Raw genomic sequence first — 15,200 nt, forward strand, 5'->3', positions numbered from 1 at the left:
AACAGAAACAAAATTTCAGGAGGCAATTCGTGAAAAGACTTTTATCTTATATAAATGATTACAAGGTCAAGGCGATTCTGGCGCCGCTGTTCAAGTGCCTGGAAGCCTGCTTCGATCTTTTGGTGCCCATGGTCATTTCCAGCATGATCGATAAGGGCATACATAACGATGACCTTGGATATGTTTTCAAAATGGGAGGCTTGCTGCTTTTACTGGCGGCCATAGGTCTCACCTGTTCCTTCACAGCCCAGTTCTTTGCCGCAAAGGTGGCAATCCATACCGGAAAAGGGCTCCGAAATGACCTGTTCAGGCATATAAACAGTCTTTCCTATAAGGACATCGATATCCTGGGCACCAGCACCCTCATTACCAGAATGACCTCAGATATCAATGCCGTGGAAAGCGGCGTAAACATGGCCCTCCGCCTGTTCATGAGATCACCCTTCATCGTTTTTGGTGCCATGATCCTTGCTTTTACCATCAATGTTAAGGCCGGAATCATTTTCACCATCACCATAGCTGTACTTTTTGCGGTGGTTTTCGGAATTATCCTTACAACTGCGCCTATGTACAAAAACAACCAGACGCAGCTCGATAAGATAATGAAGACTACCCGAGAGAATCTTCTCGGTGTGAGAGTAGTCCGCGCCTTCAATCGTCAGGCTTCCGAGATAGAGCAGTTTAAGAGAGAAAACGACAGACTTACAGAAATGCAGGTAAATGTCGGACGTATCTCTGCGCTTCTTAATCCTGTGACTTACGTTATCATAAATCTCGCTGTAGTTTATCTCATTTATCGCGGCGCCAATTTTGTTGATAAGGGATCATTAACCCAGGGCCAGCTTGTAGCTCTTGTGAACTACATGTCTCAGATTCTTGTGGAGCTTATCAAGCTTGCAAACCTTGTTATCCAGATCACCCGCGCCATGGCAAGTATGAACCGAATCGACGGTGTATTCAGCATCAAGCCAAGCGTTCAGGGTCATGCCGGAGTTTCTGCCGGCTCTGTTTCAAATGGTATTTTTGCGAAGGGCGCAGACAGCAGCTCATCAGAAGCTCCGGTTTCTGCAGGTATCTCAAAAGAACAAGCTGCTTCAGATATTATCAAAGGAGCTCAAACCGGCTCATCCTTGGGTGAAGGCAATAAGTCTGCATCCCCCAAGGTTTCCTTCCGTGACGTTTCCTTCGCTTATACTGAAGGTGCAGACCCGGCCCTTTCCGGCATCACTTTTGATGTTATGCCGGGAGAAACTGTGGGTGTCATCGGAGGTACCGGTGCAGGTAAGTCAACACTCATTAACCTTATCCCTAGATTTTATGACGTTACCGGCGGTGAGATAGATATAGAAGGAAAGCCGGTAAAAGAGTACGGGCTTTCAGAGCTTAGAAAGAAAATCGGTGTAGTTCCCCAGAGAAGCGTTCTTTTCAGAGGAACCCTCAGAGAAAATATGCAGTGGGGCAAAGAAGATGCAACAGATGAAGAAATCTATGCTGCATTAAAGACTGCCCAGGCTTACGATTTTGTGGAGCAGAAGGGCGAAGGCCTGGAGCTTAAGGTGGAGCAGGAGGGAAGAAACTTCTCCGGAGGACAGAAGCAGAGACTTGCCATCGCAAGAGCCGTGGTTCGTAAACCTGAGATCCTCATCCTGGATGATTCCGCTTCCGCACTTGATTTCGCAACGGACGTGGCACTCCGAAAGGCTATAAAGAGAGATACCGAGAACATGACTGTTTTCATCATTTCCCAGAGAGTCTCCACAGTACGTAATTCCGACAAGATCGTGGTTCTTGATGATGGTAATGTTGCCGGCATCGGAACCCATGATGAACTTTTCAACTCCTGTGAAGTTTATAAGGAGATCTGCCTCTCTCAGCTCAATAAAGATGAAGCAGGAAAACCTGCCGGAAACACACAGAATCCTTCGGCAGAAACAGAAAGATCTTCCGCGGATTCAAATGACGGCTCGGTTGAAGCTTCAAAGGCAGAAGCATTGGCAGAAAACGGAAAGGAGGCAGAGTGATGGCAAAGGGAAAACCAAGAAAAATGACGGCTGAAGACCGTCGGACCATTGGCAGGATCCTTAGGTATATAAGGAAATATATGCATCTTGTTATCATCTCCATCCTTCTTGCAGCGGTTACCGTGGTGATGACGCTGTACCTTCCGATCCTGACAGGATATGCGGTGGACACTATAGTCGGAGAGGGTAATGTTGACTGGGTGAAGCTTATGGACATCCTGAAGCTTATGGGAGTCCTCATAATCCTCACAGCCCTTGCTCAGTGGCTCATGAACCACATCAACAACATCGTTACCTTCAGAGTAGTTGAGGATATCAGAACAAAAGCATTTAACCATGTGGAGGAGCTTCCCATAAGCTACCTTGACAAGCATCCTGCAGGAGACCTGACAAGCCGTATAATAACGGACATTGACCAGTTCTCCCAGGGACTTCTCATGGGCTTTACCCAGCTTTTCACAGGTGTTCTCACCATACTGGGAACCTTAATGTTTATGTTCTACATTGAGCCTGTCATTACAGTGATAGTTATCTGCCTTACACCACTTAGTTTTGTTGTGGCCAGTCTCATAGCAAAGCACACCTACAACTTCTTCCAGAAGCAGTCGGAAAGCAGAGGAGAGATAACTGCATTTACAGAGGAGATGCTTGGAAACCTTAAGGTGGTGAAGGCATTTTCGCATGAAAAGGATGCTCAGGAAAGATTTGAAGAAATAAACGAAAAGCTGTCAGGTTACAGCTTTAAGGCAACCTTCATTTCCTCTCTTGTGAACCCTGCAACAAGATGCGTGAACAATATCGTATACGCGGCAGTAGGTGTGAGCGGTGCCTTTATGGCCATAAAAACCCTTATAACTGTTGGAGAGCTTGTTTCCTTCCTTAGCTACGCAAACCAGTATACAAAGCCCTTTAATGAAATCTCAGGGGTTGTGACAGAGCTTCAGAATGCCATTGCTTCCGCATCCCGTGTGTTTGAGATCATCGATGAAGAGGCCATGGTGCCGGATGCCCCGGACGCAGTGGTGCTTGGAGAAAATAAAGAGCTTGAGGGCAGAGTGGATATAGAACACCTCTGGTTCTCCTATGATAAGAGCAGGAAGCTCCTTACCGACATAAACATTCACGTTAAACCCGGTGAGACTGTGGCAATCGTTGGTCCCACGGGCTGCGGAAAATCAACACTTATAAACCTTCTGATGAGATTTTATGAGCCGGATCAGGGCGGTATCCTGGTGGATGGATTTGACAACCGCTCTGTCACCCGCGGAAGTCTCCGTGACAACTTCGGAATGGTACTTCAGGAGACCTGGCTCAAAGCCACTACCATCCGCAGAAATATTGCCTACGGAAAGCCCGATGCCACAATGGAAGAGATAGTTGAGGCTGCAAAAAAGGCACATTGCGACGGATTCATCCGCCGTCTGCCTCAGGGTTATGATACGGTTCTCGGAGAAGACGGAGGCTCCCTCAGCCAGGGACAGAAACAGCTTCTCTGTATCGCGAGACTCATGCTCCGCCTTCCGCCAATGCTTATTCTGGACGAAGCTACTTCCTCCATCGATACCAGAACCGAACTTCATATCCAGCATGCCTTCGACCGAATGATGGAAGGCAGAACAACCTTCATAGTTGCACATCGTCTGTCCACCATCAGAAATGCAGACCTGATACTGGTTCTGAAGGACGGAAATATCATCGAACAGGGTAAACATGAGGAGCTCCTCCAAAAGGGTGGCTTCTATTCAACACTCTATAACAGCCAGTTTGCAAAGGAAGCATGATAAATGGAAAAAATCAAAACCATGTACACAAACCCGAAAGGTTTTATAAAAGATAATATTTACTGCCTCTGGCTTCTGTACCTCCCCTGTTACCTTTTATATTTTGCGCGTTTACAGTTAAGGGAAGTTCCGGCAAGCGAAGTCCAAATCATAGAGTTACCGATTGACAGAATGATACCCACCATCCCCGCATTTTTCATACCCTATGCCATGTGGTGGATCATCTTCCCGGGGGCCCTGGTGTTTTTCCTTTTCTGGGGAACCAAAAATGATTTCCTGAAGCTCTGCTTCATACTATTCGGAGGCTACACTATCTGCATGATAGTGTACACAATCTGGCCCAACGGCCTCGCCTTGAGAGAACCCTTGGAGTCGACAGACTTGTTTTCGACAGCAGTGAATTGGCTTCGCTCCATCGACCCGCCCCGCAACGTCTGCCCCAGCATGCACGTCTCCAGCACCATAGCCATCGACCTGGTAGTGCGAGAGTGCCGATACATAAAGCTGCGATATAAGAACATAGAAACCATAATCGCAGTTCTCATCTGCCTTTCCACAATGTTCATAAAGCAGCATTCAGTTGTTGACGTTGTTCTCGGATGGGCCATGAGTGTTCTACTCTGGTTCATTTGGAAAAGATTTTTCGAGAAATAAAAATTATTACATAGCCATCGTGAACTGTTACGACCTCGGAGTCATAATGTAGAAATTTTTTTCAAACTCATTGAATGGCCGAAATATTGATGTTAAAATGTAAACAGATATAGTTCGTGAAACAACAATCCGGAAGAAGGTGACAGTATGAGTATTAAGTATGTAACAATTTCAAGAGAATATGGCTCCGGCGGACGTGAGGTAGGAAAGAAACTCGCCGACAAACTGGGAATCCCATTATATGATAAGGAAATCATCGAGCAGACTGCCTTTAAGACGGGCTTCGCAGAAGAATATGTAAAAAAACAGGGTGAGTATGCCAACGCCAAGAACTGGATCGAGTACTCCTTCTCAGCCCGTAACAGTTACGGCATGAGTCCTGAGGATTATCTCTGGTCAAAGCAGAGAGAAGTCATACTTGAGCTTGTGGCAAAAGGCCCCTGCGTTATAGTGGGACGCTGCGCAGATTATATACTCAGGGAGAGGACTGACGTTCTTAATGTATTCATCCATGCGGATCTTGAAAAAAGAAAAGACCGTATTACACGTATCTACAAGGATCCTGAGCATACTGACAAGATGCTGAAGGATATGGATAAGAAACGTAAATTCAATTACCGTTACTACACCGAACAGGAGTGGGGCAAATGCCAGAATTATGACATCACCCTGGATAGTGGAAGCCTCGGAATCGACAGCTGTGTAGATATCATCTACGATATATGCAAAACCAAGGATGTAACAAAGACACCAAAAGAAGATTGATGAAAACTTTTTCAGCCGGGGCATATTCCCCGGCTGATATTTTGCAGGTCGAGATCAAATGCCACGTATTTTTTCGCTGAAGCTCTTCGTGGAACCGTCCCCGATGGCTATTGTCATTGAGTGGTTCAAGAGGATACTTAAGGATTTTTTCTTTGTCTTTCCGAGACTATTAATCGCTGGATCTGCGCTCATTAAGTTTTTATAAAATTCTTGAAATGTTTTAAACAATCTATTAGTATAGTACCATTGCGCCGATAATCTATTTATCGGCGCCTTTCTAAATATTTGGTGTGGATTTATTCCCGCCGGGCGCGATGCGCTTAGTTCAAAAATCCTTTATCCGGATAAATATCATAGATTAAGAAAGGAGATAAAATGGACGTTGTAAAAACACTTTCAAAGTCCATAAGAGAGTTTAAAAGTGTGGCCTGGAAGTCGCCCTTTTTTGTGGTATTAGAGTCTCTTGTGGAAACCATTATCCCGTTTGTTACTGCTGAACTTATAAATCAGATCAAAGCAGGATGTGGCATGGATGTCATCACAAAATTCGGTGTAGTTTTGATAATCCTTGCAACGATGTCTCTGACCTTCGGTGTCATCGCCGGCAATGCCAGTGCTACAGCCGCAACAGGTTTTTCAAGGAATCTTCGAAAGGATATTTTCTATAAGATACAGGACTTTTCCTTTGAAAATATCGACAGGTTCCAGACCAGTTCCCTGGTTACCCGTATGACCACCGATATCCAGAACGTACAGCTTGCATTCATGATGCTGATACGTATAGGTTTCAGAGCACCTATGATGCTGATCTTTTCCTTTGCAACAGCATTTATCATGGGTGGAAAGATGGCCTGGATCTTCGTTGCGGTTATCCCTATCCTCGGAATAGGCCTCGCCATTGTAGTAAGGACAGTTATGCCGTTGTTCCGTGCAGTATTCAAAAAGTATGATGCCCTTAATGACTCTGTCCAGGAAAATGTCACCGGTATGAGAGTTGTGAAGTCATTTGTACGTGAAGAGTACGAAAAGAAGAAGTTTGAAGCTGCAGCAGCAGATGTTCAGAGGGATTTCACCAAGGCGGAGAGAATACTTGCCATCAACAATCCTCTGATGCAGTTCTGCCTCTATGTGGTAATGCTTTTTGTTCTGAGCTTCGGTTCTTATCTTATCATCACAACCAGGGGCTCAGCTCTTGACGTAGGACAGTTCTCGGCTCTTCTTACATACAGTTTCCAGATACTCATTTCACTCATGATGCTCAGCATGATTTTCGTTATGGTGACCATCTCAGCCGAGTCGGCAGAGCGTATCGCAGAGGTACTGAGAGAAGAGAGTTCTCTTACAAACCCGGAGAATCCCGTTATGGAGGTTCAGAACGGTTCCATAGATTTTGACAACGTAAGCTTTAAATATTCAAAAAAAGCGGAAAGATATGTTCTTTCAGACATTGACCTTCATATAAAGTCCGGAGAGACTATCGGTATCATCGGCGGCACAGGTTCTTCAAAGTCCTCCCTTATCCAGCTCATCCCCAGACTTTATGATGTGACTGAGGGTACTGTCAGAGTAGGAGGTCTGGATGTAAAGCAGTATGATCTCAAGACTCTTCGTGATCAGGTTGCGGTAGTGCTTCAGAAGAATGTCCTTTTCTCAGGTACTATCAAGGAAAATCTTCGCTGGGGAAATCCGAAGGCTACTGATGAGGAGATCATCGAAGCCTGCAAGCTTGCCCAGGCAGACGAGTTTGTTCAGAGATTCCCGGACAAGTACGATACCTACATTACTCAGGGCGGTACCAATGTTTCCGGAGGACAGAAGCAGCGCCTCTGTATCGCAAGAGCACTTCTTAAGAAACCAAAGGTTCTTATTCTCGATGACTCCACCTCGGCGGTAGATACAAAGACAGATGCGCTTATCAGAAAGGGCTTTAAGGAATTTATCCCGGAGACCACAAAGATAATCATTGCACAGCGTGTATCTTCTGTACAGGAGGCAGACCGAATCCTCATCCTTAAGGGTGGAAAGATACAGGATATCGGAAACCATGAGGAGCTTCTTTCAAGAAATACAACCTATCAGGAGCTTTACAAGGCACAGAATAAGGTGACCGAGGAGACAGCACCTGCTTCAGATGCTGAAGAAAATAACGAAGGAGGTGTTAACTGATGGAAAAGAAAAGAACACTTCCGAATAGTAAGGTTATGGGCAGACTGATAAAGCTCTTGTTTTCATTCTACCCGAAGCTGATTCCATTTACCCTTGTATGTATATTTATAAATGCCATAGTAAGTGCCATACCATCAATGTTTCAGCAGAAGGTAATTGCAATCATTGAACAGAACTGGCAAAGCGGAGACTGGGATTCGGTATCTGGAGAGATTCTTGGTCTTGTGGCAACATTGGCGGTTCTCTATGCAATTTCACTCCTTGCAGGTTTTGTCTACAATCAGTGCATGGCCATCATTACGCAGGGTTCTCTCAAGAAGCTCCGTGTTAAGCTTTTTGACGAAATGCAGGATCTTCCCATAAGATATTTTGACAGTCATGAGCATGGAGATATCATGTCTTACTACACCAATGACGTTGATACTTTGAGACAGCTCATATCACAGTCAATTCCTCAGCTTATGGTTTCTGCCATCTCTGTTATCACTATTTTCTGCCTTATGATGTACTACAGCATCTGGCTTACAATCATCGTTGTTGGCGGCGTTTTCGTCATGACAAAGGTAGTAAAGAAGGTGGGCGGAGGCTCAGGAAAATACTTCATGAAGCAGCAGGCAGAACTTGGAAAAACCGAGGGCTTCATCCAGGAGATGATGAACGGACAGAAGGTCATCAAGGTCTTTAACCATGAAGAGGCTGCTAAAGCGGACTTCGATAAGGTAAATGATGAGCTCTTCAGGGTTGCGGAAAAGGCCAATAAATATGCCAATACCCTGATGCCGATCCTTGGAAATATCGGAAACATCATGTATGTTATTCTGGCTTTCGCCGGCGGGCTTTTGCTTTTCCTCAAGGTGCCGAACTTAAGCTTCAGCGGAATTGCTCTGGGCATAAGCATTACCGTTCCTTTCCTTGGAATGGAAAAGCAGTTTGCAGGTCAGATAGGCGGTATATCACAGCAGATCAATGCTATTGTAATGGGACTTGCGGGAGCAGGACGTATATTTGCTCTTATGGATGAAATGCCGGAAGAGGATGAGGGTTACGTGACTCTTGTAAGCTGCAAAGAGGAAAACGGTCAGATATCAGAAACTTCGGAGTCTACGGAAATGTGGGCATGGAAACGTGCTAAAGAGGATGGCAGTTTTGAGTACAGAAAGCTGGCAGGAGACGTAGTTCTCAAGGACGTGGATTTCTCCTATGACGGAAAACACTCAGTTCTTCACAAGGTTAATGTTTTCGCCCGTCCGGGACAGAAGGTTGCATTTGTTGGTGCCACCGGTGCAGGAAAAACCACCATTACAAACCTTATCAACCGTTTCTATGAGATACAGGAAGGTACCATCACCTATGACGGTATCGACATTAAGAAGATAAAGAAGGCGGATCTCAGACATTCCCTCGGAATCATCCTTCAGGACACTGTGCTTTTCACGGGAACTGTTATGGATAATATCCGTTACGGAAAGCTTGATGCCACAGATGAGGAGTGTATGGCTGCGGCAAGACTTGCGGGAGCCGATGATTTTATACAGAGACTTCCTGAGGGCTATAACACAAAGCTCCTGTCCAATGGTTCAAACCTGTCCCAGGGACAGAGACAGCTCATTTCCATCGCAAGAGCAGCAGTTGCAGATCCTCCTGTTATGATCATGGACGAGGCTACCTCATCCATCGACACACATACAGAGGCAATAGTTCAGAGAGGTATGGATGCCCTTATGGCAGGACGTACGGTATTTGTCATTGCCCACAGACTAAGCACTGTCCAGAATTCAGATGTCATCATGGTTCTCGATCACGGTAATATCATCGAGAGAGGTTCTCATGATGAGCTGATAGCTGCAAAGGGAAATTACTATCAGTTGTATACAGGTGCATTTGAACTTGAATAATTGAAGATATGATGGTATAAGTTTAAAGTCCATCTTCCGAACTTGAGGAGAACAAGTGGAAGATGGACTTTAACTGCGCTTAGGGGAATAATATGGAGCGCTGAGCAATGGTCCATACCATTGAAAAAACTAATAATCTTAAGAGGTAAGCTTTGAGAGAGCAATCGGGGAATGATCACCTCAGGTCAAACTACAAAGGACCAAGGGCTGAGAGAAATATTGGGGAAAGAGATAAAAATGCGGACCGGGTAAAAAAGACGGATCGCGTAAAAAAGACTGGCCATATAAAAAAAGCTGGCCACGTAAAAAGGACAGTGAATTATCCTAAAAGAGTGTTACTGTCTGAAGGGGAAGTTGAAAGGTTTCTGGAATCAGATTATCACGGGGAAAGTTCTGAATATACAGGACCCGGGAGACAGATAAAAGTAGAGAGTATCGGAAAAACTCTGGGAATAGATAAAAGCGGTGATTATAGTATTGAGAAGGTTGATCGTTCGGATTTTGGCAGGAGCCGTAGAAAATCCGATGGAAAAAGGATAAATAAGAGGAAAAACCCAGATAAGAGAGACAGGACAGTTAAGAGTAATAACATTGAGAATAAAGAAGTTGATCTGATCTTCGGAGAAGACTTGACAAAGGATAAGACCGGGAAATATTTATTTGAAAATTCCGGGGTACATGCAGGCGATAATTCAAAAAGCAGTTTAAATCATGGTTCCGGCAGTGATTCAGTTGTTGATTCTGAGAGAACCAGAGTATTTTTAAATACCAGACAGAGCAACTATTCAGGTTCACGTTCCGAAAGAATCCTGCAAAGCCGGGAAAGAAGAGAAACAGAAGAAAGATTCAGCGATGTAAGACCTTATTTGGAAGAAGATGAAGAGGAAGAAAGACTTAAGGGGAGAAGCCGGTGGAAACTGCTTTTCCTGGCAATAGGTTTGTTCCTTGTGATATATGAGATCATTATGATCACAGTGATTACCCTGAAACCTCAGTCGGGGGACAAAGTAAGATCGGTTATGCTTCAGCTTCAAAGTGCCGCTGCAGACAAAAATAAAGGTGATGAAACGGCGAATGCTGAAGGAGAAATTTTAACAGAATCCACAGAGGCTGCTGCAGAGGAATCATCTGAGCCTGAGACATTAACAGAAGAAACCACAACTCATGTTAATGAAAGCGGCGCCGTTTTTGTGGAAAATCCTGTTATGACTGAGGAAGCCGGAGCCATAGGAGCGGCTGAATTTCAACCTGTGGAACTTATGTTTTCCGGAGATGTGTACCTCAGTGACCATGTAATGGAAGCATATCAGGCTTCCGGAAATATTACAGGAGTGGTTTCTCAGGCATACCTTGATGAAATAAAGTCGGCAGATTACTTTGTTGTCAATGAAGAATTTCCGTTCAGTAACAGAGGAACTCCGGCAGAGGATAAGCAGTACACCTTTGAGGTTGATCCTTCAAAAGTGGACATGTTTAAGGAAATGGGTATCAATCTGGTTACCCTGGCCAATAATCATACTCTGGATTTTGGAACGGATGCCCTTCTGGATACGCTTGATACTTTGGATAAAGCCGGGATCAGTCATGTGGGCGCCGGAGAGAATATAGAAGAGGCATCAGAGCCTGTTATGGTAAACATAAAGGGCAGGAAGATTGCTTTTATCGGAGCAACCAGAGTTATGCCGGTAGGGGAATGGGAAGCAGGTAAAACATCACCGGGGCTTCTGTCAGCCTACGACCCATCAAACCTGATTGAAGAGATCGGGCAGGCTAAAGAGCAGGCTGATCTTGTTGTGGTTTATATTCACTGGGGAGAAGAAAGTAAGGAGATGCCTAATGAGATTCAAACGACATTGGCCCATGATATAGTGGACGCCGGTGCTGATCTTGTTGTGGGAGCTCACCCTCATGTTCTCCAGGGAATTGAGTTTTATAAAGATGTTCCTATCGTATACAGCCTTGGAAACTTTGTATTCGGAAGTTCCATACCGAGGACGGCACTTCTTAAGGTGACTGTCGATGAGACCATGGAAGGTGCGGAAGACCTGAAGCTGCAGCTTATTCCCGGAAAATCCTCGGCAGGATATACAAGAACCCTGTCGGATTCAGCAGACAAGGCGGAACTTTATTCCTACATTGAGAGCATTAGTACAGGAATCTCCATTGGCGAAGATGGTACAGTAACTGCATCGCAATAATTCTCATGTGACAGTAACTACCGGTGAGCAGCAGACAGCTACAATGGGGACGGGGCTGACTGTTATATCAGTGAAGATTTTTCTTTATGTGAGAATGCCATCATTGGTTGACAACCCCTTTTAAAATCGGTAAACTTATGTGGCATGAAAAACGAAGGGCAGAAAACCGTTTCTGCCCGGGTTGGCTACTGTAGCACAGTCGGTAGTGCATCTGATTCGTAATCAGAAGGTCACCGGTTCAAGTCCGGTCAGTAGCTCGATATTCTCTTGTGACAGCAGTATTGCCAATCAAACCATTTTGGCTACCGTTAAATCGTAAAGTGAATATTACCGAAGACAGGTCCTGGTTCCGGATGCGAGGAATCAGGACATTTTTTTGGTTATAAATAAAATATATACCTCGCCTACTTGCATATATAAACCCTTTAAGGTTAAACTAGGAAAGTCGTTGTGGAAAAATTTTTATAGGAGTCATATGAAAAATATTAAAAAAATTGTCACCGGCGTGCTCACAGTAATGATGATCACAGCAGCATCCGGCCTGGCATTTGCAGATAATAATGATATCACATGGATGGACGCCAACAACGATGGCGTATCAGAACCTTATTATTTCAATGTTGATGGGACTTTTACATTGGCCTCAAACTGGGGAGATGTAAACACGTCATTTTCTTTTTCGCTGGGTGATTCAGCCCAAAGTGAAGCTGTAGGAGAGACTTCCGATGCCAACACAGGCTCCGTGGAGGCAGCCGTTTCTACACCGGCCATGAATATGACCCCGGGTGCCACAGCTTCCTCAGGTCAGTCTGATGCCTCAGCAGAGGTCAGCACAAACACTGCCGGACGTAAGGATATAGTGAATTTTGCGAGACAGTACGTAGGTGTCGGTGTTTTAAGATATGGAACAGGCAACAGCCTCAGCGGTCCGGCGGATTGCTCAGGATTCACACAGGCTGTATACAGAACCTTCGGTATCTCACTTCCGAGAAGCTCCAGAGAGCAGGCTGCAAGCGCTCCAAAATATGTAACAGAGGCAGAGATGCTTCCCGGCGACCTGATTTTCTACGGCAGCAGTATTGGCAGTGTCAGACATGTAGCCATCTACACCGGAGATAATTCCATTGTTCACGCTACTAACAGCCGACGCGGATGGGTATTTGAGGATGCAGGCAGCAGTGCTATACACTATGAAAATATAGCTGCCATCGGAAGATACTGGTAAATTGTATAGAGCCTATCAGATCTCAGTCTGAGTGTCAGATATTCAGGCTCAAAAATCAGCGTTAACGGAGAAGTTAAGATAAAGATGCAGTTTCCTTCGGGAGACTGCATTTTTTGTATCTTTATATGCTATAATTCTAAACGTACATTTTCTTAAAGAAGGACAGAGAATAATGTTTTTTATTTTTGGAATCAATAACGGTCGCAAGGACCTGGAATATAATCAGCAGATGACTTGTGATGTATGCGGGAGGATGGGGAGATTCAAGGTTTTTATGACTTATATGACATTAACCTTGTTTTTTATTCCTGTATTTAAGTGGGGGAGGACTTACTACGTGGAAACCTCCTGCTGCGGATCCCTGTATGAGCTCAGACCTGAGATCGGAAAAGCCATTGAGTGGGGGGATAATGTTTCCATCAGTACAAATGACCTTTATCTGAGACAGCGCGGGGCAGGAGCAAGAAGTGAAAAGACTACAACAAAAATCTGCTATGGCTGTGCTTATGAGACTTCTGAGGATTTTGAATACTGCCCGAAGTGTGGGAAGAAGTTTTCAGAAGATTGATATGATTCTTGATTTTACTGTGAGGATGATGTGATATGGAGTTGAGTTCAGCAGCTTTAGGACCGCTTTTGAACCTGGCGGTTTTTATAATAATAGGTGGTTTCATTTCTTATAAGATATGGAGATTTCGAAGATCCATCATGGGACAGGCACTGCAAATCCTGGCAAGGTCCATTGTGACAGGTGAAGGTATTACGGACGAAGAGGAAATATCCGCAACACCAAAGTCACTGTCTTCAATGGATTCACTTTACATTCCTAGGATAGAAAAGGACTTTCCGGAGTTCAGCTGGAATGAGTGGAGGTCACGTATCCAGAATGCAGTGGTTCTCAGAATGCAGGCAATTGACGAAAGGGCTCCCGAGCTTCTTAGCGAGTACCCGGTAATTATGAAAGAAGTTGAGACTCTCATAACAAACGATAGTGAAGTTTCTTCCGGGATGGCATACTCTGAGGATAAGCTTGAATACAAAAACAGATATGCTTATAAGACTGTGGTTTCAGGTTACTTACGGGGAGCAGGAGCCTGCACCATACATGCCCAGACTTCAGCCAGCTATGAACGAAAAGTTAAGGTGGGTACCAAAGCCAATGCTTCCAAAGAGTCAGATTCAGGCTGGAAGATGAGAAAGATTCAGACTGTTTTCCATACGGAGCTTGTGTATGTTCAGGATGCTGAGAAAACCCAGGGAAAGATGTTAGGCTATAATTGTCCTAACTGCGGAGCGCCTGTTAAGGGCCTCGGATCGAAAGTATGCCCATATTGCGGCACCGGATTGGAATCCTTAAACATCAGGGTCTGGACCATCAATAAGATAGTTGAAGACAGGAAATAATGATAAGTCATGGAGGTAACATATGAGATTCAGTAAATTTTCAGCGAAGATTCTTTTGACACTTTTAGTCACAGAATCAATGACTGTTCAGGCATTTGCGGGAGTAAAAGCCAGGGGAGTCGATTATATCAATAACCCGTCCGGTATTTCTGAGTCTGTAAGTACACAGGGGATTGAAAATATGCCACAGTCTGTACAAGGGGAGTCTGAAACCGGTGATTCCGCATCCTCAGCTGAGTCTGGCACCGGTTTAGTAACTATTGTAGACGGAATCCGTGTACCGAAATATGTTAAGCCGGATGCAGATATACAGTCGGATCTTTCACAGCTTTCCGGCGGAGGAGCAAATATGGACTGGGGAAACTATTACCCGGTTGCAAACTCAGCGCCTGTGGGAAATGCTGATGAAAGCTGGCTCAGAGCTTTTGACACATATTCCAAGGAGATGACTGCTGAAAAGGTATGCTATCTGACCTTTGACCTTGGATATGAGAACGGGCACACCGTGTCTATAATGAACACACTTAAGAAGCATAATGCTCCTGCCACCTTCTTCGTCACCGGAGCCTGCACCAGGTCAGATCCCGGAATAGTACTCAGCATTGCCCAAAACGGCTTCACAGTGGGAAATCACACTCTCAGTCATAAAAACATGTCAACTGTCACAACAAAAGAGCTGTTCTATACAGAGGTAAATACTGTAGAGGAACAGTACGAAACACTGACAGGACATCCCATGAACCGTTATTATCGCCCACCTGAGGGAAAGTTTTCCGAGGCTCAGCTGATGCTTGCCCGTGCCATGGGTTACAAGACCATGCTTTGGTCAGTTGCATACAAGGACTATGATGATAAGGCACAGCCAAGCCGCAGCAGTGCCCTGGCAACCCTTAACAAGCGTATCCATCCCGGCGCAATTGTACTTCTGCATGCTACTTCCTCCACCAATGATGCAATCCTGGACGAGCTTCTCACCGGATGGGAAAGTGCCGGTTATACTTTCAAGTCATTGGATGATCTTCCGGAAAATGAATACTTGGGACAATAAGATGAAAGAACCGACAGATGCAAGTGTGACGCATCTGTCGGTT

Annotated in this window: 11 protein-coding genes and 1 tRNA gene; all 12 read left to right on the top strand. The window is 44.9% G+C overall.

The annotated features are described in order from the left end of the window. The first annotated feature begins 29 nt into the window (after positions 1-29). The 12 genes from BLV86_RS10290 (at position 30) to BLV86_RS10345 (ending at position 15,157) form a co-directional block, all read left to right on the top strand. Positions 30-2,021 carry an ABC transporter ATP-binding protein gene (locus BLV86_RS10290; protein ID WP_090816861.1) on the top strand — a complete coding sequence of 664 codons (1,992 nt, stop codon included), beginning with the start codon at positions 30-32 and terminating at the stop codon, positions 2,019-2,021. Continuing rightward, positions 2,021-3,802 carry an ABC transporter ATP-binding protein gene (locus BLV86_RS10295; protein WP_090816864.1) on the top strand — a complete coding sequence of 594 codons (1,782 nt, stop codon included), beginning with the start codon at positions 2,021-2,023 and terminating at the stop codon, positions 3,800-3,802. Before BLV86_RS10290 ends, BLV86_RS10295 begins: the two co-directional genes overlap by 1 nt. Before the next feature lie 3 nt (positions 3,803-3,805). Then, positions 3,806-4,456, top strand: coding sequence for a phosphatase PAP2 family protein (locus BLV86_RS10300; protein WP_090816867.1), 651 nt, complete (start codon positions 3,806-3,808; stop codon positions 4,454-4,456). Between the two features lie 147 nt (positions 4,457-4,603). Next, entirely contained in the window at positions 4,604-5,221 is a 618-nt protein-coding gene (locus BLV86_RS10305; protein WP_090816870.1) for a cytidylate kinase-like family protein, read from the top strand. A gap of 375 nt (positions 5,222-5,596) precedes the next feature. Continuing rightward, positions 5,597-7,387 carry an ABC transporter ATP-binding protein gene (locus BLV86_RS10310; protein ID WP_090816873.1) on the top strand — a complete coding sequence of 597 codons (1,791 nt, stop codon included), beginning with the start codon at positions 5,597-5,599 and terminating at the stop codon, positions 7,385-7,387. Beyond that, positions 7,387-9,282 carry an ABC transporter ATP-binding protein gene (locus BLV86_RS10315; RefSeq protein WP_090816876.1) on the top strand — a complete coding sequence of 632 codons (1,896 nt, stop codon included), beginning with the start codon at positions 7,387-7,389 and terminating at the stop codon, positions 9,280-9,282. Before BLV86_RS10310 ends, BLV86_RS10315 begins: the two co-directional genes overlap by 1 nt. A gap of 314 nt (positions 9,283-9,596) precedes the next feature. After that, positions 9,597-11,480 carry a CapA family protein gene (locus BLV86_RS10320; protein ID WP_242873285.1) on the top strand — a complete coding sequence of 628 codons (1,884 nt, stop codon included), beginning with the start codon at positions 9,597-9,599 and terminating at the stop codon, positions 11,478-11,480. Between the two features lie 184 nt (positions 11,481-11,664). Further along, a tRNA-Thr gene (locus tag BLV86_RS10325) sits at positions 11,665-11,737 on the top strand. A gap of 218 nt (positions 11,738-11,955) precedes the next feature. After that, entirely contained in the window at positions 11,956-12,705 is a 750-nt protein-coding gene (locus BLV86_RS10330; RefSeq protein WP_090816879.1) for a C40 family peptidase, read from the top strand. A gap of 172 nt (positions 12,706-12,877) precedes the next feature. Continuing rightward, a complete protein-coding gene (locus tag BLV86_RS10335; protein WP_090816882.1) occupies positions 12,878-13,273 on the top strand; it encodes a zinc ribbon domain-containing protein in 396 nt (131 codons plus the stop codon). Positions 13,274-13,308: 35 nt separating this feature from the next. Then, positions 13,309-14,109, top strand: coding sequence for a zinc ribbon domain-containing protein (locus BLV86_RS10340; RefSeq protein ID WP_090816885.1), 801 nt, complete (start codon positions 13,309-13,311; stop codon positions 14,107-14,109). A 22-nt stretch (positions 14,110-14,131) separates the two neighbouring features. Continuing rightward, a complete protein-coding gene (locus tag BLV86_RS10345) occupies positions 14,132-15,157 on the top strand; it encodes a polysaccharide deacetylase family protein (protein ID WP_090816888.1) in 1,026 nt (341 codons plus the stop codon). Positions 15,158-15,200: the final 43 nt, after the last annotated feature.

This window comes from Oribacterium sp. KHPX15, from assembly GCF_900107835.1.
Classification (GTDB): domain Bacteria; phylum Bacillota; class Clostridia; order Lachnospirales; family Lachnospiraceae; genus Oribacterium.